The organism is Arthrobacter arnarulunnguaqae (genome assembly GCF_051262515.1).
Taxonomy (GTDB): Bacteria; Actinomycetota; Actinomycetes; order Actinomycetales; family Micrococcaceae; genus Arthrobacter_N.
The window spans coordinates 1-21,008 of sequence record NZ_JBIMER010000025.1 but is presented as its reverse complement, the minus strand read 5'-3'; the positions used below and the strand labels follow the sequence as shown (position 1 = coordinate 21,008).

24 protein-coding genes and 1 pseudogene are annotated in these 21,008 nt (G+C 68.4%); 10 read left to right on the top strand and 15 right to left on the bottom strand.

Annotation, left to right across the window (positions count from 1 at the left end):
* Positions 1-84 precede the first annotated feature (84 nt).
* A complete protein-coding gene (locus ACHAAJ_RS14830) occupies positions 85-1,974 on the bottom strand; it encodes a PEP-utilizing enzyme (RefSeq protein WP_435729013.1) in 1,890 nt (629 codons plus the stop codon).
* A 221-nt stretch (positions 1,975-2,195) separates the two neighbouring features.
* Here ACHAAJ_RS14830 and ACHAAJ_RS14825 point away from each other — a divergent pair, with 221 nt between their 5' ends.
* Positions 2,196-3,020, top strand: coding sequence for an IclR family transcriptional regulator (locus tag ACHAAJ_RS14825; RefSeq protein ID WP_435729012.1), 825 nt, complete (start codon positions 2,196-2,198; stop codon positions 3,018-3,020).
* A complete protein-coding gene (locus tag ACHAAJ_RS14820) occupies positions 3,013-3,831 on the top strand; it encodes an IclR family transcriptional regulator (protein ID WP_435729011.1) in 819 nt (272 codons plus the stop codon). Before ACHAAJ_RS14825 ends, ACHAAJ_RS14820 begins: the two co-directional genes overlap by 8 nt.
* Before the next feature lie 148 nt (positions 3,832-3,979).
* Here the strand turns inward: ACHAAJ_RS14820 and ACHAAJ_RS14815 are convergent, their stop codons facing one another.
* Positions 3,980-5,125, bottom strand: a complete 1,146-nt coding sequence (locus ACHAAJ_RS14815; protein ID WP_435729010.1) for an MFS transporter — start codon at positions 5,123-5,125, stop codon at positions 3,980-3,982.
* On the opposite strand from ACHAAJ_RS14815, the gene ACHAAJ_RS14810 reads away from it, so the two are divergent.
* From ACHAAJ_RS14810 to dhaM, 4 genes are all read left to right on the top strand, one after another.
* Entirely contained in the window at positions 5,091-5,999 is a 909-nt protein-coding gene (locus ACHAAJ_RS14810) for a HipA domain-containing protein (RefSeq protein WP_435729009.1), read from the top strand. The two genes, ACHAAJ_RS14815 and ACHAAJ_RS14810, sit on opposite strands and share 35 nt — an antisense overlap.
* Positions 6,000-6,123: 124 nt before the next feature.
* Positions 6,124-7,122 carry a dihydroxyacetone kinase subunit DhaK gene (gene dhaK / locus ACHAAJ_RS14805; protein WP_435729008.1) on the top strand — a complete coding sequence of 333 codons (999 nt, stop codon included), beginning with the start codon at positions 6,124-6,126 and terminating at the stop codon, positions 7,120-7,122.
* Positions 7,123-7,169: 47 nt separating this feature from the next.
* Positions 7,170-7,817 (top strand): dihydroxyacetone kinase subunit DhaL, encoded by a 648-nt coding sequence (dhaL, locus tag ACHAAJ_RS14800; RefSeq protein ID WP_435729007.1) that lies wholly within the window; start codon positions 7,170-7,172, stop codon positions 7,815-7,817.
* Positions 7,814-8,518: a dihydroxyacetone kinase phosphoryl donor subunit DhaM gene (dhaM, locus tag ACHAAJ_RS14795; protein ID WP_435729006.1), complete on the top strand. Its 705-nt coding sequence runs from the start codon at positions 7,814-7,816 to the stop codon at positions 8,516-8,518. The genes dhaL and dhaM overlap by 4 nt, the downstream gene beginning before the upstream one ends.
* A gap of 15 nt (positions 8,519-8,533) precedes the next feature.
* Here the strand turns inward: dhaM and ACHAAJ_RS14790 are convergent, their stop codons facing one another.
* The 4 genes from ACHAAJ_RS14790 to ACHAAJ_RS14775 form a co-directional block, all read right to left on the bottom strand.
* On the bottom strand, positions 8,534-8,716 hold the full coding sequence (locus ACHAAJ_RS14790; protein ID WP_435729029.1) for a hypothetical protein: 183 nt from the start codon (positions 8,714-8,716) through the stop codon (positions 8,534-8,536).
* Positions 8,661-9,062, bottom strand: a complete 402-nt coding sequence (locus ACHAAJ_RS14785; protein ID WP_435729027.1) for a HipA N-terminal domain-containing protein — start codon at positions 9,060-9,062, stop codon at positions 8,661-8,663. Before ACHAAJ_RS14785 ends, ACHAAJ_RS14790 begins: the two co-directional genes overlap by 56 nt.
* Positions 9,052-9,366, bottom strand: a complete 315-nt coding sequence (locus ACHAAJ_RS14780; RefSeq protein WP_435729005.1) for a helix-turn-helix transcriptional regulator — start codon at positions 9,364-9,366, stop codon at positions 9,052-9,054. The genes ACHAAJ_RS14785 and ACHAAJ_RS14780 overlap by 11 nt, the downstream gene beginning before the upstream one ends.
* An 85-nt stretch (positions 9,367-9,451) precedes the next feature.
* Positions 9,452-10,303 carry an IclR family transcriptional regulator gene (locus tag ACHAAJ_RS14775; RefSeq protein ID WP_435729004.1) on the bottom strand — a complete coding sequence of 284 codons (852 nt, stop codon included), beginning with the start codon at positions 10,301-10,303 and terminating at the stop codon, positions 9,452-9,454.
* Between the two features lie 102 nt (positions 10,304-10,405).
* On the opposite strand from ACHAAJ_RS14775, the gene ACHAAJ_RS14770 reads away from it, so the two are divergent.
* The 4 genes from ACHAAJ_RS14770 to ACHAAJ_RS14755 are packed head-to-tail and all read left to right on the top strand — an operon-like array spanning position 10,406 to position 14,404.
* Positions 10,406-11,380, top strand: a complete 975-nt coding sequence (locus tag ACHAAJ_RS14770; protein WP_435729003.1) for an ABC transporter substrate-binding protein — start codon at positions 10,406-10,408, stop codon at positions 11,378-11,380.
* A 27-nt stretch (positions 11,381-11,407) separates the two neighbouring features.
* On the top strand, positions 11,408-12,679 hold the full coding sequence (locus ACHAAJ_RS14765; protein WP_435729002.1) for a cytochrome P450: 1,272 nt from the start codon (positions 11,408-11,410) through the stop codon (positions 12,677-12,679).
* A 28-nt stretch (positions 12,680-12,707) separates the two neighbouring features.
* A complete protein-coding gene (locus tag ACHAAJ_RS14760; RefSeq protein ID WP_435729001.1) occupies positions 12,708-13,073 on the top strand; it encodes a 2Fe-2S iron-sulfur cluster-binding protein in 366 nt (121 codons plus the stop codon).
* Positions 13,070-14,404: an NAD(P)/FAD-dependent oxidoreductase gene (locus ACHAAJ_RS14755; protein ID WP_435729026.1), complete on the top strand. Its 1,335-nt coding sequence runs from the start codon at positions 13,070-13,072 to the stop codon at positions 14,402-14,404. The genes ACHAAJ_RS14760 and ACHAAJ_RS14755 overlap by 4 nt, the downstream gene beginning before the upstream one ends.
* Positions 14,405-15,001: 597 nt before the next feature.
* On the opposite strand, the gene ACHAAJ_RS14750 is transcribed toward ACHAAJ_RS14755, so the two are convergent.
* From ACHAAJ_RS14750 to ACHAAJ_RS14710, 9 genes and pseudogenes are all read right to left on the bottom strand, one after another.
* Positions 15,002-15,256 (bottom strand): CBS domain-containing protein, encoded by a 255-nt coding sequence (locus ACHAAJ_RS14750; protein ID WP_435729000.1) that lies wholly within the window; start codon positions 15,254-15,256, stop codon positions 15,002-15,004.
* Between the two features lie 278 nt (positions 15,257-15,534).
* Positions 15,535-16,629 (bottom strand): carboxylate-amine ligase, encoded by a 1,095-nt coding sequence (locus ACHAAJ_RS14745; RefSeq protein WP_435728999.1) that lies wholly within the window; start codon positions 16,627-16,629, stop codon positions 15,535-15,537.
* Between the two features lie 61 nt (positions 16,630-16,690).
* Complete coding sequence (locus ACHAAJ_RS14740; RefSeq protein WP_435729025.1) at positions 16,691-16,879, bottom strand: DUF6098 family protein; 189 nt, start codon at positions 16,877-16,879, stop codon at positions 16,691-16,693.
* Positions 16,880-16,881: 2 nt separating this feature from the next.
* The gene (locus ACHAAJ_RS14735; protein WP_435728998.1) at positions 16,882-18,267 is read right to left on the bottom strand and encodes a pyridoxal phosphate-dependent decarboxylase family protein; all 1,386 of its coding nucleotides are present in this window, start codon (positions 18,265-18,267) and stop codon (positions 16,882-16,884) included.
* Between the two features lie 100 nt (positions 18,268-18,367).
* The gene (locus tag ACHAAJ_RS14730) at positions 18,368-19,018 is read right to left on the bottom strand and encodes a nucleotidyltransferase domain-containing protein (protein WP_435728997.1); all 651 of its coding nucleotides are present in this window, start codon (positions 19,016-19,018) and stop codon (positions 18,368-18,370) included.
* Between the two features lie 128 nt (positions 19,019-19,146).
* Entirely contained in the window at positions 19,147-20,169 is a 1,023-nt protein-coding gene (locus tag ACHAAJ_RS14725) for a DUF808 domain-containing protein (RefSeq protein ID WP_435728996.1), read from the bottom strand.
* A gap of 106 nt (positions 20,170-20,275) precedes the next feature.
* Positions 20,276-20,617 carry a type II toxin-antitoxin system PemK/MazF family toxin gene (locus tag ACHAAJ_RS14720; RefSeq protein ID WP_435728995.1) on the bottom strand — a complete coding sequence of 114 codons (342 nt, stop codon included), beginning with the start codon at positions 20,615-20,617 and terminating at the stop codon, positions 20,276-20,278.
* Positions 20,614-20,862 (bottom strand): hypothetical protein, encoded by a 249-nt coding sequence (locus tag ACHAAJ_RS14715; RefSeq protein WP_435728994.1) that lies wholly within the window; start codon positions 20,860-20,862, stop codon positions 20,614-20,616. The genes ACHAAJ_RS14720 and ACHAAJ_RS14715 overlap by 4 nt, the downstream gene beginning before the upstream one ends.
* Positions 20,863-20,902: 40 nt before the next feature.
* A pseudogene (locus ACHAAJ_RS14710) lies at positions 20,903-21,008 on the bottom strand (IS481 family transposase); the annotation flags it as partial.

Here is a 21,008-nt window from a genome sequence, read left to right as displayed (position 1 = left end):
TGGGGGGTATCGGCTCCGCCGGCAGCGCGTGTGATCCGCTGCCGGCGGATGGCGTGTCTGCGGGGCGAGGGCCCGGCGCTTCTGTCAGGCGTCGGCGGTCTCGTCCAGGATGGTGACGGTTCCGGCGTCGCCGTCGACGCGAATCAGCTGGCCGGTCTTGATGGTTGACGTGCCGAATCCGGTGCCGACGACCGCCGGCAGTCCGTATTCACGCGAGACGATGGCCGCGTGGCACATGATGCCGCCAATGTCGCTCACTGCGCCGCGGATGCGCCCGAAGACGGGTGTCCAGCTCGGGCTAGTCACGGGGGAGACGAGGATTTCGCCTTCCTGCACGGTGTCCAGTTGATCGGGGCGGAGCACTACGCGCGCACGGCCTTCGGCGATTCCGGAGGATCCGGCGAACCCGGTCAGATGTGTCCGGCTGCTGCCGCCTTCCTGGGCGGTAAGCCACCGTTCGACGGTTTCTGGGGTGATGCCCCAGAGCATGATGGTAAGAGGTTCGTTGACCTCGCCCGGCACCGGGCCCAGGGCCGGCGGCGGGTTCCAATTGCTGAGCGCCGTGTAGATTTCCTTGCGCCGCTCGATGATCTCGGGCCAGTGGTAGCCCCCTTGGGGCTTGCCGCCGGCAGCCCAAGCCATTTGCAGGTCCACGATGGCTTCTTCGACCTCGGCCCGGCGTAGGAAGAAGATGTCTTCCACGTCGTCCCAGAAGCCCCACGTCTGCAGCAGCCGGCTGAACTCGCGGGCCTTGTTCCAGAAGTTCGTCAGGAACCAGTGTTCAACGTAGAAGTTGTGGTTTTCGACGTAGGGGAACACAGTCCGGGAAAGGCCGAGGGCCGCGTCGAAGGCCGGCAGGTCCTCCTCGTCCAGGAGCGAGCGGTAGTGCACGACGAGTTCGTCGCGTTCGGTTTGGAGTTTGTCCAGTGGCCTTCGCAGGTCGTCACCGCCGCGCAGGCGGACGATGTAGTCCCCGATGGCTTGGATGGGGAGCCGGAGGTCGTCGATCCAGCTGCGATGGGAGTGGTACATCCCGGACCCGTACGAGAAGTAGAACCACGGGTCCTTGCTTTCGTCGAGGGCGGCCAGCCACGCCTTGCCGGCCTCGGAGCCCCCCAGGCTGGCGAGGAGGTCCTCTTCTGTGTTGGCGGCGTGGACGAGGTCGCCGACACTGAGATCCTCGGCCTTCCGGGCCAGCGCCCGCAGTTCGTCGTCGGGACGGAAGAGCAGGACGTCGACGCCGCTGACCATGCGGGAGATGGTCTGGTCGTCGATCTCCGGGAAGTGCTCCTTGCACAGGGTCAGGAACTGCAGGTACGCGGCGTAACCCAGGTTCAGGAATTCCGAATGCAGGGTCCAGATCTGGTCGCCGTGCTCCAATAGGCGGTGGTAGGCGGTCAGAAGGAGATTGCCCTGGGTCGGCCCGCGGTCCGCGGTGACGCGCTCGATGGCCTCGAATTCGGACAGCGGCGGAACCTCCAGCTCGTGCACAGACCGGATGGCGCCGGTGACGCGTCCCTCCCATTCGGCGTACAGGGTGTCCCAGTTCTCGAAGTAGTAGCCGGCGCGCTTGCCGAACTCCTCGGCCCGCCGCGCCTGTTCCTCGTCGTCCGGGCTCGGGATCGTCGACATGTAGGTGTAGCCATTGATGACGCGAACGTCCAGGCCCTTGGCCGGGGGTAGCGCGAACACCCGGGTGTTCGTCACTCCGGTCCCGGTGAAGGCGCCGTCGATGGTGACCTGGTCGAACGGGTAGGAGACTTCCGGGTAGTGCAGTGAGTTCCGGAACCAGGTCTTGGAGGAGTCTTCCGCCCCGCGCGTCGGCAGGAAGCGGTTGTGGTAGGCGTACATCTCCTCCCACCCGTCGGCCCCTTCGGGTGTCTCGATTTCGTAGGGATCCGGAAAACTGCGTTCCTGCGGGCTCTTCTCCGCTGGTACTGAGTTTTCGTTCACTTCGCTGTCCGTGGTGGTCATGACTGCTCCTTCGCGTCCATGGGTGTCGGGATGACGGGACTGGCTTCCAGTGTGAGAAGGTGTGACACCGATCACCAGAAGTCTTTTCACTGAGCGAAAAGAATTCTGGACGGGGGACTGAGGTGACACCCGGTCCGAGCATGGACAATTTGTGCTTTTCATCAGATGAAACAAGGGTTAGGGTGTTCGTGATAGCCGACGGGACTCAGCGGAGGAGAACGATGGCGGGTGCAGATGCCGCTTCCCCGGGGAAGTCCGTCACTGAACGGGCCTTCGCGGTGCTCATGTCCTTCGATATGGCGCATCGCCAGATGACCCTGTCGCAGATTTCCCGCCGTAGCGGACTCCCGGTGGCGACGACGTTCCGCCTGCTCAACCACCTCGAGGCCATCTCGGCCGTCCAGCGGGACCCTTCCGGCCGCTACGCCATCGGCCCCAAGATCTGGGAACTGGGGATCCTCGCCCCCACGCACGATGTGATCGGCATGGGAACCCGCCCCCTCTTGCTTCGTCTTGCGACGAAGTCCGGGATGATGGTCCGCGTGTTCGTTTGCAACGGAGAGCGGGCCCTCTGCGTTGAGGAAGTCCTGGCCAACGGCGCCAGCGCCCCCGGCACCGGACCCGGAACGACCCTGTCGCTGGGGGATTCTGCCGCCGGACATGTCCTCATGGGAGGGATGGCCCCGGCGGCCAGGAGCGCCCTGCCCCTGACCCGAGCCCAGTTCACCCGGGTGGAGGAGAGCGTCGCCGCTGCCGGGGAACGAGGATGGGCGCAGCTATCCGACGCCGCCGGGCACGTCGAATACGCCGTCCCGATCCGGGCCGAAGGCCGCCCACCCATGGCCCTGTCCCTGAGCACACCGCCGAGGTCCGCGGGCACCGCCGCGCCTGGGGCTTCCCTCGGGACAATGCTCCCCGAGCTGATGGGGGCTGCCCGCAGCCTTGCCGCCATCCTGGCCTCCGCGTCCCGTCACGGCGCGCCTCCGGCACCCGGCACCGACGCGGTCCCCATGGCCAGCGCCAAAAGGAAGGGCAGTGATGAGTGAGGAGCCATACAAGAGCTCGGCCAAGTCCGTCACCGCGAGGGCCTTGGCCGTACTGGCCGCCTTCGATGTCGAAAATCCACTGCTCACGCTCAGCCAGCTCGCCCGTAGGGCCGGGCTTCCCGTGGCGACCGTGTACCGCCTTGCCGGTGAGCTCGAAGACGGACGCTTCCTCGACCGGGACAGTGCCGGCCGCTATGGGCTGGGAGTGCGACTGTGGGAGATGGGCCTGCTGACACCCGTCCACGGCCGACTGCGTGAGACAGCCATGCCGTTTCTACTCAACCTCCAATACGACTGCCGCGAAACCGTGCAGCTGGCCGTCTGCGACGGAACGGATGCCATCTACATCGAAAAACTCACGTCCGAGATTTCCGTTCCCCTACAGAGCCGCATCGGAGCCCGCATACCGCTACACGCCACGGGCGTTGGCAAGGCTTTGCTGGCCTTCAGTCCGGAGGCCTTCGTCGACGCCATCCTTGCCCTGCCCCTCACCCGATACACGCCGGAGTCCATTACGGACCGGAGAACAATGTTGCGACAGTTGGCGCAGACCCGCCAGCACGGCTATGCCCAGAGCCACCAGGAATATCAGCTCGGATCCACTTCCCTTGCCGCCCCGGTCCTGGTGGGTGGCATCGTCCAAGCGGCAATCGGAATTGTCAGCTACGGCCTCAGGACCGACCTGGCCCAGTACGCACCGTCCATACGTCGGGCCGCGGACGGATTGGCCCGACGCCTTGAAGGCGCAGCCGGCACCGCGTACCCGAGCATAAGCGACCCGCTCTCCGGGGCGCAGCGTCAATCCCGATAAGCACCTCAGCGCCGGACCCCTTGAGGAAGCCTGCGTGTTTCAATACCCGCTGATCGCGAGACGACCTTCTCACTGCGGTGATGGGATGGTAGGGGCGGGTCCCAAACTTAGGCAACTGTCGCATTGATCGGGGGACGCGATGACGGGCTCAAAGTACACGTGATTTCATATGTGCGGGTGATGGTGTCGGCGAGGTCTGCACGCTCACCGCGGGAGTTTGGTAGAAGGATCGGCGGCTGTTGTCCACGTTGCGGCCGCCGGACCATTCCGGGCGGTTCCGGCGCTGGCCAGTTCGCTGCCCCGCACGCTGGGCGTTCGGTTGTGCAGGGCGCTGGTGCCTGGACGGCTCAGGCCGGTATGGGATCTCCGGCTTCACCCATTCCTCGTCGTGAACTTCCAGCATCGGCCGAGCGTCGAACGCGGCTGGGGGCGCGACCGTCTCCGGAGCGGCGGGTTCACCAGCGGGGCCGAACCCGCCAACGGGTTGATGAACAGGGCCGCCGACCGCGATGACGCGCTTGTCTTTGGCCATCAGTGGCAGCGCCTGCTCCTCGATCTGCTGTACGGCCTTGCCGATGTCGTAGGGGGTGCAGGCCACGTCGCCGGCGCCGACCACCTGAACCGCCTCGACAGGGGTGGCGTCGAGTTCCACGTGGTAGCCGGGGCGCAGCAGGCGTGAGGCCTCGCGGACGGCGGCGGGGCCGAAGCGTGCGCCGGGGCGGAAGGAAGTGCCGCCGTCGAAGGGTACGCCGAGAACCGCGATGTCGTAGTCCGGGACGGCGTCGATCTGTGGGAGGCGGGCGAAGGTGCCAAGCCCGGCGAACCGGGGGACCTTGGTTGCTTCAGCCGGGCCGATGGGCTGGTGCTTGCTCATACGTGGGTTCCTTACTGGGTGGGCTGCTTCGGTCGTGGTTTTTGGGTTCTGCTGCTTGTTGCTTGAGTCGCCGGCGGCGTCCGAGAGGGAGCGGTTGGCTGTTTCCGGGGCCAGGATGAAGGTCGCCACGAGTCCTATCAGGGAGATTCCCGCGCCGATCAGGAGGGCCCCGGAGGCGCCGAAGCGGATGATGGCGACCGGCATGAGGTAGGTGCTGGCCGCCGAACCCACGCGGCTGATCGCGGTGCCGAAGCCGACTGCCGTGGCGCGGATCTCAGTGGGGAAGAGTTCGTTGGGGTAGACGACCTCCAGGATGCTGGAGGCACCAGATGCCAGGGCGGAGATAGCTAGGGCGGTGAACAGTGCCTGGGGGGCGACGTTGGGGATGAATACCGAGGCCGCAAGGGCCACGACGATCACGGCGAAGGTTGGGCCGGGGGTCCGCTCCAGCCTCGGCGGCCTCCAGGGAAAGCTCGCAGTCGTTGTCGACGGCGACCGCATCGGCGTCCCGCTCTACGGGGCGCCCTCCACGCACATCCTCAAACCGCCACGGCTGATGGGTGACGGGACCGAACAATGGGCAGGAATCCCGGAGGCCGAGGTGTTCGGGATGCGCCTCGTCCAGGCGTGCCACGAGCAGGGCGTCACCGCCGCGGCCGCCGACACGCGGGTCGTATCCGTCGGCGCCAGCCGCGCCATCCTGGTCACGCGCTTCGACCGGGAGGCCGGCCCGGACGGCACCGTCCACCGCATCCACCAGGAGGACTTCGGGCAGGCCCTCGGCGGCAGCGAGAAGTACCAGAACAGCCCCGCGTCGGCGCCCCGGCTCATCGACATGGCCCGGCTGCTCCGCGACCACGCGACGTTTCCCCCCCCTGTCGCGCTGCGGGAACTGCTCGAACTCCTCACGGTCAACATGGTGCTGGGCAACTGCGACATGCACGTTCGAAATCTTTCCCTCCTGCTGGAGCGAACACACGTCCGGCTGGCTCCCGCCAACGACGTCGTGCCGACCTCGGTCTGGGAAGACCAGACCAAAGACCTTTCCCTGTACGTCGGCGGGGAGGCCTTTATCGACGACGTCACCGGATCCTCGCTCGTCGAAGAGGCAGCGACCTGGGGTATGCGCGTGCCCCTGGCACGGCGGATAGTGAACGGGACCCTCGAAGCCGCCGAGGCTTCCCTCGGGCAGGTTGCGCAGTCAGCTGCCGCCGAAGGCTGGCACCACCCGATCGTGGACCGCGTCGTGGCACAGTCGCGCGCACGCCTCCGAGCGCTGTCCACGAAGATCTGAGGCGGCCGGCGTGCCGCGTGTCCGTCCGGCGCACGCCCCCTTCCCCCCGCGGGCACGTGGCGGATAGGTTGAAGGCAGGCTGCCCCAACGGTCCCGGTCCCGACGCGCGCAACAGGAGACTCCCATGAAGAAGCTCATCAACGATCCCAAGAACGTGGTCACCGAGGCGGTCGAGGGATTCGCGGCCGCGCATGCGGACATCGTGCGCGCGTCGGCCGATCCGCTGTACCTCGCGCGGGCGGACGCCCCCTCGGACAAGGTCGGCATCGTCTCCGGAGGGGGCAGTGGCCACGAACCCATGCACGGCGGATTCGTCGGATACGGGATGCTGGACGCGGCCGTCCCCGGCGCCGTCTTCACGTCTCCGACCCCGGATCCCATCGTCGCCGCGACGGCGGCGGTGGACGGCGGCCGCGGCGTGCTGCACATCGTGAAGAACTACACCGGTGACGTCCTCAACTTCGAGACCGCCGCCGACCTCGTCGGCGCCGACGGCATCGAGGTCCGCAGCGTGGTGGTGAACGACGACGTCGCGGTCCAGGACTCGCTGTACACCGCCGGCCGCCGCGGCGTGGCGGGCACGGTGCTGGTTGAGAAGATCGCCGGCGCGGCCGCCCAGCGCGGGGACTCCCTCGACGAGGTGGCCGCCGTCGCCGAGAAGGTGATCGGCCAGGTCCGTTCGATGGGCGTGGCACTCGCCCCCTGCGTCGTCCCGCACGCGGGGGAGCCGAGCTTCACGCTGGCGGACGACGAAATCGAGATCGGCATCGGCATCCACGGCGAACCGGGGCGGGAGAAGGCCAAGCTGCAGCCGGCCGACGCGATCGTCGACCGCCTGCTCGGTCCGATCCTCGAGGACCTCCCCTTCGCGTCCGGGGACAAGGTGCTCCTCCTGGTGAACGGGATGGGCGGGACCCCGCAGCTCGAGCTGTACATCGCCTACCGCCACGCGGCGAAGGCGCTCGCCGAGCGCGGGATCGAGGTCACACGGTCGCTCGTGGGCAACTACACGACGGCGTTGGAGATGCAGGGGATGTCCCTCTCCGTCCTCAAGCTCGACGACGCCCTGACCGAACTCTGGGACGCGCCCGTCCAGACCGCCGCCCTGCGCTGGGGCCGCTGAACCGCGGCTACCCGAGCCGTGACCGCCAACCGAGGAGAGGAAACCCGATGAGCCTGGGTGCCGAATGGACCATCGATTGGGTGCGGACGAGCGCCGCCGTCATCGCCGAGAACCGGATGGAGCTCAACACCCTGGACCGCGACATAGGTGACGGCGACCACGGCGAGAACATGGACCGCGGCTTTTCCGCCGTCGTCCACAAGCTCGAGGACCTGCCGGCCGAGGCCATCCCCGCCGACGTGCTCAAGCTCGTGGCGACCACACTCATCTCCACGGTCGGCGGGGCGGCGGGACCGCTGTACGGAACCGCGTACCTGAAAGCGGCCGGCGCCGTGGCCGGCCTGCCCGAACTCGACGGCGGCGCGATCGCCACGCTGCTCCGGGCGGCGAGGGACGGCGTCGTACTCCGGGGGAAGGCCGAGAGCGGCGACAAGACCATGGTCGACGCGTGGACCCCGGCGGTCGACGCCGCCGATGCCGCCGTTGGGCAGGACGGGGACACCGCCGCCGTGCTCGCGGCCGCGGCGGACGCGGCGGAGCAGGGCGCGGCGGCGACCGAGCCCCTCGTCGCGCGCAAGGGGCGCGCCAGCTACCTGGGCGAGCGCGCGATCGGGCACCGCGACCCCGGCGCCCAGTCGACCGCCCTGCTGCTCCGGGCTGCGGCGGACGCCGCCGGGCGCGTGGCGGCGCCATGACCGTCGGCCTCGTGTTCGTCTCCCACAGCGCCAAGATCGCCGAAGGACTGGTGGATCTGGCGCGGCAGATGGCGCCGGACGTCGCCCTCGTGGCCGCCGGCGGAATGGACGACGGCGGCATCGGCACCAGCTTCGACCTCGTGACCGCGGCCATCGCGCGGGCCGATTCCGGGGACGGCGCGGTCATCCTCTGCGACCTGGGCTCCGCCATCCTCACCGCCGAGACCGCGCTGGACTTCCTCGACGACGACGAACGGTCCCGGGTGGGGATCGTCGACGCCCCGCTCGTGGAGGGCGGGGTCGCCGCCGCCGTCGCGGCGCAGAGCGGCGGGGACCGCGACGCGGTTGCGGCGGCCGCCCGGACCGCCGTTCCGGCCGCCCCCGTTTCGATGGCGGCTGTCCCGGCCGTCGGCACCTCGCCGGCCGACGGATCCACGGGGCCCGCCGCGTACTCGCGGCTGGTGACCGTCGTGAACCTGGCAGGCCTCCATGCGCGCCCGGCCGCCGAACTCGCAGGGCTCGCCAGCACCTTCCCGTCCCAGACCACCGTGAACGGCGAGGACGCGACGAGCGTGCTCGCGATCATGGCTCAGGGGCTCGTCCGCGGGCGCGACGTGGAGATCGCCACCGCGGACCCCGACGGCAGGGACGCCGTCGACGCCCTCGCCGACCTGGTGGCGTCCGGTTTCGGGGAGGTCTGAGGCGGAGGGGCGCCTTCAGTCGGTATAGAAAATCGAGGGGTTCAGGATCGCCCCGCCTTTCAGCCGCCTGCGCTCCAATAGCGTCAGCCCGACGACGTCTGCCACCTCGTCCCAGCCATCCTCGATCGTGGACACGATGCGATCAACGACGCCCTGCGCTTCGACTTCCCGTGGGTGAAGCCTGGAAATCGAGGGCACCGATGCGATCGGATCCAGATTCCAAGAGGTATGCGAGAAAGGGCAGGTCGTCAGTGTCGCTTTCGTGGTTCAAGTGCCCGAAATGTGTGGCCAGGATGACCCGGCGACCCCAGAAGCCTGGTCCGGCGTCCTGAATGCAGCCGTGGGCGTCCCACGAGGGATCCGGCCGCTGCGTACCACGTTGCAGAGGCAGCTCCGGGGCATAGAGCGGGATGGCGTCAGCACGTTCGAGGTAGCTGCGACCGTAGGTGAAGGAGTGGGTTCTTCCGTTTGCCTGAAGCACTCCAGCGACCACGGGGGTGGCATTCCCAGGGAGCCAGATCCATACGTAGGCCTTAGAAGTCATCATCAATCTCCACCTGGTGGCGCACCCGTGTGGGCAACACCGCCAGGCGTTCTTCGAGCTGCCGGCGTGTAGCGGGTTCGCTGGCCGCCACAAGGGGTATGCCCAGCAGCGTCGCTATTTCAAACACGGTACCGATGGACGGAGACTGCGAGCCCTTTTCGACGGCCGCGAGCGTGCCGGTGGAGATGCCTGCCCGTTCGGCAAGTTCGGCTTGGGTCCAGCGGGCCTGCCGGCGCTCCACGGAGATGTGACGGCCGAGCGACTGGAGTGCTTCAAGTGTCGGTGCCGACAATGAGGTGCCCATCTGATTCTCCAATATTATGAGGCTTATCAGACTTTAGCGTCAAAATATTATGAAAACTAGAAGGCGAACGCGTCATGCTCACCGGTCAAGAAACGGGCGGCGCCTGCCCTCCGGAGTGCGGCCCCGGACTCGAACGCATGAGGACCCGGAATGCGCGCCGCGCGTCGTCCTCCGAGCTCGGCGAGTAGGCGGCCAGAAGGTCCTTCGACGTCGCCGCCGCGGCGGCGAGCAGCAACCTGACGTGAGGCATCGGCGAAGCGTCGTCATTGGGCACCACCACCCCCATCGCCGCGACGACGTCGTTGTTCACCCCGCGCACCGGGACGGCGATGCCGCGCGCGCTCTCGTGCAGGAAGCCGTCCGCCACCGCGTAGCCGTCGTGCCGGATTCTGCCAAGGAGGGAGCGGAGCTCCGCGGGGCGGTGGACGGTGTTCGCCGTGTAGGCGGCGAGCTCCGAGCCGAGGATCTCCTCTTGGAACTCGGCGGAAGAGTGAGCCAGCAGCACCTGTCCGCTGCTCGAGGCGTGCAGTGGCAGCCGTCCGCCGATCACCGTGTAGTTGACCACCGCCTCCCTGGTCGACAACCGTTCGAGGAAGACCACCTCACGCCCGTCCAGCACCCCCAGTTGCGCGTGCTGCCCCACCCGCGAATGCACGGCGAGCAGGTGCGGCTTGGCGACCTCGCGGATCCCCACGGCGCCCGGGGTCTTCGATGCCAGTTCCCAGAGGCGCACCCCGAGCCGGTAGGTGCGGTCGGGTTGGCGCTCCAGCAGCCCCAGTTCCAGGAGTTCGGTCACCAGCCGGTGCGTGGTGGTCAGTGGCAGCGCACTGCGCGCGGAGAGCTGCGAGACGGACAGGAACACGGCATCCAGGTCGAATGCGGCCAGCACACCCATGGCGCGACTCAATGACGATCTTCCGGCGGACGATTTGGCCATCTCTTCCTTTCAACGGAAAAAGGACTGTCGACTGACTGTGACCCACAGCATAGTTGAGCGCATCAACGACCAGCCTGGCGACAGGCCTCCGGAAGGACAAAGATGTCTGCACTCCGCACCGCCCATACCAACCTCGCCACCTTTCTTGCCATCGGCGCCTCCGCCCTGCTGCTCTCACTCTCGGCATGTGGCGGAACGGCACAGTCCGCCGACGACTCGGGCGAGACCGAGACCCACCAGGTCGGCTACTTCCCGCTGGTCCACACCGCCACTGCGGTGCACGCGGACCGGGCCGGACTCTTCGAGGCGGAGGGGATCGACGTCGAACTGGTGCAGACCCAGGGCGGCGCGGCCGCGATCCCCGCTTTGGTTTCCGGCAGCATCGACTTCGCGTACACCAACTACACCTCCGCGCTCCTGGCCGTCCAGCAGGGCCTGCCCATCCGCCTCGTGGCGGGGAACGACGTCGGCGACTCCGACCACGGCATCTTCGTCGCGCCGGATTCCGGCATCGCGGGCGTCACCGACCTGAAGGGCAAGACGTTCGCCGTCAACAACCTGCAGAACATCGGCACGGTGGCCGTGAACTCGCTGTTGCTGGACGCCGGTCTGGCGCCGGGGGACGTGAAGTTCGTCGAGATGCCGTACCCGGACATGCAGGGGGCGCTCGAGAAGGGTGTCGTCGACGCGGCCTGGCAGGTGGAGCCGTTCCAAGCCGGCGCGCAGGCTGCGGGGTTCACCAAGATCGGCGACCTGTTCGACGGTTCCATCGCCGACATGCCCGTCGCCGGCTGGGTCACCACCGAAAAGTTCGCCCAGGAGAACCCCGAGGCGGTCGAGGCGTTCCAGTCAGCCATCGTCGCGTCCACGGAGGAGCTCCAAGGCGACCGGGACGCGCTCGTCGAACTGGTGCCGACCTACACCAAGGTGTCCGCCGAGGTGGTCGAGGCCATCGAGATGCCGCGCTTCGCCGGCGAACTGGACCAGGAGCAGCTGCAGAAGGCCGCGGACCTCATGGAGGAATACGGCATCATCGACGCCCCGCTGGACGTCGCGCCGCTCGTGGCCGCCAACTAACCCGCCGGACAGTTGAAGGGACCAGCCATGACCCGAATCACCGCAGTCACCTCCGTGAACAGCGCGGGAGCCCACGGTGCCGCCATCGCCGTCGGCCCCGCCCCCGCCCCCACCGGCGTCCCCTCCCTAAGTCTGGACCCGTTCAGCGACGATTTCCTGCGCGACCCCTACGCCGGCCACGCCGCCATGCGCGACGCCGGACCGGTGGTCTGGCTGGAGCGCTACGGCGTGTACGCCGTGGCCCGGCACCGGGAGGTCTCGGGCGTCCTTGCCGACCACGGCACCTTCGTGTCCTCCCGCGGCGTCGGCCTCTCCGACTTCGCGAAGGAGAAGCCGTGGCGTCCACCGTCGCTCCTGCTGGAGGCCGATCCTCCGGACCACACGGCCGCCCGCGGCGTGGTGACCAGGATCCTCAACCCGAAGTTGTTGCGGACCATGAAGGAGGGGTTCCAGGCGAAGGCCGACGCCATGGTCGCCGAGGTCGCCGCGCGGGGCGAGGTCGACGGCGTGCACGACCTTGCCGAGCGCTACCCGCTGCAGGTCTTCCCCGATTGGGTCGGGCTTTCGCAGGAGGGGCGCGAGAACCTGCTGCCCTACGGATCCATGGTCTTCAACACGTTCGGCCCGATCAACCACCTCTACGAGTCTGCGATGGAGCGCGGGTCCAAGGCCGCCGGCTGGATCATGGAGCAGTGCACGCCCGGCAACGTCGAACCCGGCGGTTTCGGCGCCCAACTGCACGCCTCGGCTGCCGAAGCCGGCTACAACGAGGAGGATCAGGCACGGCTCCTGCGTTCGTTCCTGTCCGCCGGCGTGGACACCACGGTCCACGGCATCGGTTCGGCGCTGCACTGCCTGGCCGCGAACCCGGAACAGTTCAGACTGCTCAAGGACAAGCCGTCGCTGGCACGCGCCGCGTTCGAGGAGACCATCCGCCACGCCTCGCCGGTGCAGACCTTCTTCAGGACGGCGAACGCGGATGCGGAGGTCTCCGGCGTCGCACTGCCCGAAGGCGCGAAGGTTCTGATGTTCCTCGCAGCGGCCAACCGCGACCCGCGACAGTGGGAACGCCCGGACGAGTTCGACATCACGCGCCGCGCGGGCGGGCACGTGGGCTTCGGCTTCGGCGTCCACGCCTGCCTCGGCCAGATGCTTGCCCGCCTCGAGGGCGAGTGCCTGCTCGGCGCCCTCGCCCGGCTGGTGGACCGGATCGAACTGGTCGGCGAGCCCGAGATCCAACTGAACAACACCCTGCGCGGTCTGGAGCACCTGCCGCTGCGACTGACCCCGGCGGCCTGAGGGCCCCCGCAGAGCAAAGGAGAGCAACATGTCTCAGACGACCGCTTCCATGTCCGGGGCCGCGCCCCGGCCCGGCTCCACGCAGCGTCTCACGTTCCTGCAGCCGGACGGGGCGTCCGCGGTGGTCGACGCCGAACCCGGCCAGACCGTGATGCGCGCGGCCGTGGCCAACAACGTCCCCGGCATCGTCGCCGAGTGCGGCGGAAACGCCATGTGCGCCACGTGCCACGTCTACGTCGAACCAAGGTCCGACGTCGTCCTGCCGCCCCTGGGCGCGAACGAGGACGACATGCTGGACTGCACCGCGTCCGAGCGGCTCGACGGCAGCCGGCTTTCCTGCCAGCTGCCCGCGGTCGACGGGCTAACGGTCAGCGTGCCGGAGTGCCAGCAATGAGCGGCGGGGACAGTGGAGCCGGTGTCCTGATCGCCGGCGCAGGCCAAGCCGGGGTGGAGCTCGCGGCCGCGCTCAGGGCGGCGGGTTGGGACGCACCCATCACCCTGGTGGGGGCGGAGGCGCGGCCGCCGTACCAAAGACCGCCGCTGTCCAAGGGGTGGCTCGCCCCGCAATCGCCAGACCAGCAGGACCAGGCGACCCGGTCAATCGAGTTGCGCGTCCCGGCATGGTTCGCGGCGAACGGTATCGACCTGTTCACGGGAGACCCGATCGCGCGGATCGGCCGGACGGCGACTGGTGGCGGTCTGGCGCGGACGGCAACCGGACGTGCGCTCGCGTTCGACCGCCTGGCGCTGGCCACCGGCGCCTCCCCGCGACGTATCGCGGTGCCGGGCGCGGACCTCGCCGGGGTGCGCTACCTGCGCACGGCCGACGACGCCGTGGCCCTCGCCGACGAACTTGCCACTGCCACGACGGTCGCCGTGGTCGGCGGCGGGTTCATCGGGTTGGAAGTCGCCGTCGCCGCACGGAAGGCCGGAGCGGCCGTCACGGTCATCGAGGCATCTCCGCGGCTGATCGGGCGTGCGGTTTCGGAGCAGACCAGCGAGTTCTACCTTCAAGCGCACCGCAGGAGGGGCATCGACGTCGTGCTTAATGCCCGGATCGAGGCGTTCGAAGGCGACAACGGGCGTGTCGCCGGCGTCCGGCTCTCTGGGGGAGGGGAAGCGGGAGCCTCCGTGGAACCCGCCGGCGAGGGCCGGGCGACGGTTGTCCCGGCCGACATCGTGGTGGTGGGGATCGGCGTCGTGCCCTCCACTGCGCTTGCCGAGGGGCTGGGCCTCGAGGTGGACAACGGCGTGGTGGTCGACGGCCGGATGCTGTGCTCGGACGGGGCCACCGTCGCCGTCGGCGACTGCGCCAACATGCCGCTGCCGGGCGCCGCCCGCGGCCCGCTGGCCAGGATCCGGCTCGAGAGCGTGCCCAACGCCGCGGAGCAGGCAAGGATCGCGGCCGCCACGCTGATGGGGGAGGAGGCTGCGTACGACGCGGTGCCGTGGTTCTGGTCGGACCAGGGGGACCTGAAGCTGCAGATCGCGGGGATTTCCGCGGGGCACGACCAGGTGGTGTTGCGCGGGAACCCGGGGACGGAACGGTTCTCCGTCCTCTACTATCGGGACGGAAGGATCCTGGCTGCGGACTGCATCAACAACCCCCGGGACTTCATGGCGGTCAAGGCCGCGCTTCGCACCGGAGGACGGCTCCCCGCCGGGCCCGCCGCCGACCCCGCCGTGCCGCTGACGGAACTCCTCAAGGTGCCAGCCGGCGTGTAACGGCGCGACGGCGGCGCGGACGTCGCCCTCCTGGTGCCCGCCCTTGTCCTTTCCGAACGGCAGCAGCTTGAGCAGCGGGTGCACGACTGACACGACGAGCAAACCCCAGACGAGTCCGAGGACGAGCTCGGCCGCGCCATCCTCGGAGAGTCGGGGTGCTCCAGCGCGAGCCCGACATCAACAACCTTCCGTCGGCGATCAGCCACTGCGTCATGCCCCCCGGTGCGCTCGTCCGTTCCGAAGATTGTGTAGACCTGCGTGAACACCGGGAGGAAACGAACATTCGAGCGGGCGACCAGACTTAGCGAGACGGCCGTAGGTGCAAGCCTATTTCTCCGGCTGGGATTGGTGCATCGGGTTTCCGTGGGTTCTCCTCTGTTGGGTGCGGCCGTCGAACGGCGTCGAATCGCCGGGGGAGAGGTCCTCGCGCTCGGTGGCGTCGCGGACTTCCTACCGATCTGGTTGGCCCAGACTAGGACCGGCGGCGCGCCCATGTACAGGCTTCCGGCGCCTCCAAGCCCCATGTCCCGGCGCCGTCCCGAGGGCGCGTGGACGCCGGCACCAGCATGCTCCAGACCCGGGCGGCGGAGTGTCGGTTCAGGTATCCATGGAGATGAATCCGACGAGGTCCCCGACGCGGTCCTCGGGGTAGGTCCGGGCGATGTCCGCCTGGCTGAGGATGCCGACCAAGTCGCGGCCGTCGATGACCGGTAGACGGCGCACCTGGTGCTCCTTCATCGTGGCGATCGCCTCCTCGACGCTGTCGTCGGCGCCGATGGTCACGGGCTTGCCCTCGGCGAGCTCCCCGGCTCTGGTCTGGCGGGGGTCGCCGCCGGTGGCCACACAGTTCACAAGGGGTGCGGACGACGGCGACCCGCCTGCCTGCGTGACGTCCCCACGCGGCGGACAGGTGACCAGTCCCGAGGCTTCAAGCGGGACGGACGCGCCCCGACCGTTCGGGGCTACCGGGAGGTCTCGGCCATTCCACTCCACGCGTGTCTCTGCGACGGCTCCCATTCAAGGGAACAGGGAACACGTTTGACCCCAGGGCAACGCCCGATGTTCCGTTCAGCGACGCTGTGGTCCCATATGTACGCGGGCTTTTTGCGGTGGCTGTGGCGGCGACCGCTCTACTGGTTGCGGTGCGTCGCTGCCAGGGCCGCGTACACGACGTCGCGGAGGTCGTTGCGCGGCGCATAGGCCTTGCGCTGGCGCTGCGCCCCCGTGCCGTGGGAGAGCATGTCGGCCACCACCCTTTCCACGGTTTGCTCCTCGCCGTATTCGGCCAGGACCGGCCTCAACAGGTCCAGAAGCATGAACACGACGTCACCGGCGGGGCGCGGGACCCCGGTAGCTGGGTCGACGAGGTGGGTTTCGAGACCGTGGCGGCTTGCCTGCCAGGTCCAGGCGCGGAGCACGGCGACCGGGACACGGGGTGCCTCGGTGCCGGCGGCCCATTCCCTGGCGGCGGTCTCGACGAGGGCGCGGACCAGGGCCGCGATGACGGCGGCGTGTTCAGCGTCGAGGCAGACGTCGGCAACGCGGACCTCCACGGTGGGGTGGCGTTCCGAGAGCCGGGCGTCGTAGTAGAGCATTCCGGCGTCCAGCGGCACCATGCTGTCAAGCAGGGCCTGCAACTGGCGGTCGTAGGCCTCGGCGGTACCGAAGATCTCGGTCGGGCCGGCGGTGGGCCACCGCGACCAGGCCTGGTGGCGGTAGCTGGCGTACCCGCTGTCGGCGCCTTTCCGGAACGGGGAGTTCACGCTCAACGCCAGCAGGACCGGGTTCCAGACGCGGATGCGGTCCAGCACGGCGACGCCCTCCCGGCGGGACTCCACCGCCACGTGGACGTGGAAGCCGCAGGTGAGTTGTTCGTCGGCTACGCACCGGAACTGTTCGGCGATCCGTCGGTGGCGCTGCTCGGGAACCAGGTGCGGAACCACCGGACCCGGTGCCATGGGCAGGGCCACTGCCCGTCCGCCGATTCCGGCCGCCGTAGAGTCGGCCAGGGCGCGGCCGTGGCGGATCGCCTCAAGCTGCCCTGCCAGGGTGGTTTGGGGCGGGGAGACGACCTCGATCTGCTCCTGCTGCAACTCGGTGGTCAACTGGTGTCCGTCGGCATCCGACCGTTCTCCCAGGGGAGGGTCCCAGTCGCCGGCCGGCAGCGGGACCATGGTCCGGGCGTCCACGATCAGGAGCTCCTCCTCCACCCCGAACGTGCGCATGCTTGCCTTCCCTATGGTGCAGCCGGTGCTTGTTGACCCAGTATGCCGCACGCCGCCACGGCTATGGTCCGGGATGTCGCACCCAGCGACCAGAAAGCAGGGGCTCGCAGTCAGGCCCCCGGGCGACGCAACGTCCGCGCGCAACCCAAGCGTGGTGCTCTGGGTTCCTTTCCTTCAAATGCTTGTACTGGCACAGCTGCCGTGCGAGCCAATCCCTGACCGGACCGGTCCACCTAGGAAACGCGCCGATTCCTACGGCACCAGCGCCGCCACCCGAGCCACGGTCTCCACGGAGCGCCGCACGTCCTCCGCATTCGTTGCCCAGTTGCTCACCGAGATCCGCAGCACGTCGCGGTCCCTCCAGCGCGAGCCCGACATCCACGCCGTTCCGTCCGCGATCAGCCGCTGCGTCACTTCCCGGGTGCGCTCGTCCGTGCCGAAGCTCGTGCACACCTGGGTGAAGACCACGTCGTTGAGCACTTCCGCGCCCGGGATCGAGCCCATGCCGTCCGCCAGCGATCGGGCCGCCTCGGCCAAGCCCTCGACCAGCTCCACGGTCCCGGACCGGCCGAGCGAGCGCAGCGCCGCCCACACCGGAACGCCGCGCGCCCGGCGCGACAACTCGGGCACCTTCTCGTGCGGGTCGCCCGGACCGTGGTCGTCCGCTACCAGGTAGCTGGTGTGAACGCCGAGCGCCGAGCGCACCGCCGTCGGCCGGGACACCACCGAGATCCCGCAGTCGTAGGGGACGTTCAGCGTCTTGTGCGCGTCGGTCGCCCACGAGTCCGCCGTCTCCAGCCCGTCAAGCTGTGTCGCCCAGCGCGGACTCACCGCGGCCCACAACCCGAAGGCCCCGTCGACATGTACCCAAGCCCCGTGCGCGTGCGCCACCTCGACCGCCTCGCGCATCGGATCGAATGCGCCCGAATGAATGTTTCCGGCCTGCAGGCACACCAGTGCGGGCCCCGGCGTCGTATCCATCGCCTCCGCGAGCGCGTCTGGTAAAAGCCGGCCCTCGCCGTCGACCGGCACGACGACGGGTGCCCCCAGTCCCAGGTACTTCAGCACCAGGTCGATGACCGCGTGCCGTTCCTCGCCCACGAAGACCCGCACGCGTGGCGCCCCGCACAGCCCGTCCCGGTCCAGGTCCCAGCCCGCCTCCGTCAGCACGTGCTGCCGCCCGGCGGCGAGGCCCGCGAAGTTCGCCATCGTCGCGCCGGTGGTGAATCCGACGTCGGACCCCGCCGGCAGGCCCAGTAGGTCCAAGAGCCACCCGCCCGCGGCCTCCTCGATCGCGGCCGTTGCCGGCGTCGCGAACCGCATGCCTGCGTTCTGGTCCCACGCGCTGACCAGCCAGTCTGCCGCGAGGGCCGCGGGCAGCGTTCCGCCGATGACCCAGCCGAAAAACCGGCCGGACTGCATCGCCATCAGCCCGGGTTCGCTCAGCTCGGCCAGCTCGTCGACGACGGCGGCCGGATCGGTGGGGCCGTCCGGGAGTGGCCGCGCGAACAGGGGAGCCAGCGCATCGGCGTCGGCCGTGGGGCCGACGGGACGTTCCGGAACCGAGCGGAGCCATTCGAACGCATGGAACCGCGCGCGGTCCAAGGCCCTGGCATAGGCGTCCAGCGGGGCAGACATGAGCCGATCGTAGACCCGGGTTGTCGGGATCGATAGGGGAGTGCGCAGAACGCGACCGCGAGACCCGGCCCCCATGCAAAAGCCGGCCTGGGCGCCACACCTAGTGGTGGGCGGCCTTCGGCTGAGGGAGGCATGACTCTGCCCGCATCAGGCGGAGGCGCCGTTCAAGCCACCCCGACCCGATGAGGACGGGGATGCCGTCGGCCACGACGTTGTCGAACAACGGGTCCGGCCGGACTTCTGATTGACGGTAGACGAGGGGGCGGGTGTCGTTCCCCGTCCACGACGAGATTCTCTGCGTGAGGGATGTGATGTGTTCCGCGGTCTCGTCCTCGTCCGCGTCGTCGGGAAGGATGACGGCCAGGTCGATGTCGCTATCGTTGCGCATTTGGCCCCGGGCCGCGGAGCCAAACAGCCGGATGTCCAGCGGAGCAAAAGGCCACTCCTGAACGTCCCTCCTGATCCGGTCGATCAGCTCGGACTTTGCATTTGCCATGGTTCGTACCGCGTCGGCCAGCAGGTGGTCCCCGTTGAGCCGGTAGGAGCCGGTGTTGCCGATCTTCTGATCCAGAACGAGTCCCTGAGCCACCAGCCGGGCCAAGGCGATGCGTACGCCGCCTTCGGAATGGCGCTCGGGAAGCAGTCTGTGGATGGCCGGGACCGTGAAGGCTGTGTCGGCACGGGCCAGAACGTGGAGAACGGCCGGATCGACAGTTGGGGCGAGCGAAGCGAGTGGATTTTGCAGGCGCATGGACACCATTCCTTGGAATTTTGCATCTACCTACATTATTTTACATGTTGATGCAGAATAATGAAGGGGTATGGATGTCCGAGACGCGACGTCAACACGGATCCCCGCCAGCACGGGGCGGGCTCTTCCTAGGCGCCGGCCCCGGCGTCGTGCTTTGACTGCCGGTAGCCGGCGATGGCGGCGCGGACGTCGCCTTCCTCGTGTTCGCCCTTCTTCTTGCCGAACGGGAGGAACTTGAGCAGCGGGTGCACGACGGACATGACGACCAGGCCCCAGGCGAGTCCGAGGACGGCCGAGCACAGGGTGTTCACGAGCCAGCCGAGGAAGCCGCCGACCACCGGGAGCGCCGCGGCGGGGGCTTCGAGGACGTGGACCAGATCGTACGGCGCGTGCCAGCCGAGGTCGTAGGCACCCTGGAGCATGATGTGTCCGCCGACCCACAACATGGCGATGGTCCCGACGAAGGTGATCGCGGCCAGGACGGCGGGCATTCCCTTGACGAGCAGCTCACCGAAGCGCTTGGTGCCCGCGGAGTCCTTCGTGGTCAGGTGCAGGCCGATGTCGTCCATCTTGACGATGAGTCCGACCGCCCCGTAGACCAGCACCGTGATCGCGAGCGCCACGACGACCAGGATGATCGCCCGTGACCAGATGGACTCGGCGGCCACCTCGTTCATGGAGATGACCATGATCTCGCAAGACAGGATGAAGTCGGTGGTAATGGCGCCCTTGATGACCTTGGCCTCCGCCTCCGGTCCGCGTTCGACCGCGGGCGACGTCTCGGCTTCGTGGTGGCCGCGGAGCTTGTGCCAAACCTTCTCGGCGCCCTCGTAGCAGAGGTAGGTGCCGCCGGCCATGAGGATGAACGGGATGACCGCCGGGATGAAGGAGCTGATGAGCAGCAGCGCCGGCAGGATGATCAGCAGCTTGTTGCGGAGCGAGCCCCAGAAGATCCGCTTGATCATCGGAAGCTCGCGGGACGGGTCCGCCCCTGACATGTACTGCGGGGTGACGGCGGCGTCGTCGATCACGACGCCTGCGGCCTTGGCGCCCGCCTTGGCGGCGCCTGCGGCGACGTCGTCCACCGATGCGGCCGCGATGCGGGCGAGCGCCGCGACGTCGTCCAGGAGGGCGACGAGACCGCCGCTCACAGCGCGCCCCGGCGCTGCTCGACGTCGGACTGCTGTGTGTGGGAGGCGAGGGTGAGGCGCGTGATTGGCATGTCCCGAGTCTACGACGGCGGGAGCCGGGGGCTGCCTAGAGTCCCAGTACCAGCGCCAGTCCGCGGTCGACGTCCATCATCAGATCGGAGGGGACACCACCGGCGCGCTCTACAAGTTCGTACCGGTTCAACGTCACCAGCTGACTGACATTTGCGACGGAATCCTTGGGTAGCCCCACGTCGCCGGCTGGCAGGAAGACGTTGCCGGGCATCGTCGCCAGCCGGGTGTTGGACGTGATGGCCACCGCGAGGACCGTGCGGATCGATGATTCATTGAAAGTGTCCGCTTGGACCACCAAGACTGGCCGCCGCTTGGCTGGGGAGCTACCTTCCGGCTGGCCCAGATCTGCCCAGTAGATGCCGGCGCGTTCGATCACCAATCCTCTCCGGCTCCAGTGCCGGTGAGAGCTCGGCGTCCGGCGGATGTGGCAAAGTCGGAGTCACTTTCTGCGGACCGCTCCAAGCTGGCGTTCAAGCGGGCGGTCACTGATTCGGACTTCGAATCGCGGATGAGTAGCTCAGCCGCCCTGGTGAAGAACTCGGACCGCGAAATGCCCAGCTGTTGGGCTGCCGATTCGGCCTGCTGAAATGTATGGTCGGGGATGGAGATCGCTGTCTTCATTCCCTAAGTATAACTCCGTTATACCGCTGGGAGAAGGTGACTAGCTGTATTGACCACTGAGGTTGGGTACGCGGGACGCTGGTGGAAGTCCTCGTAGCGAAGTGTGGCCTCGGTGGTGATTGTAGTGGTGTTGCCAGGCTTCGAAA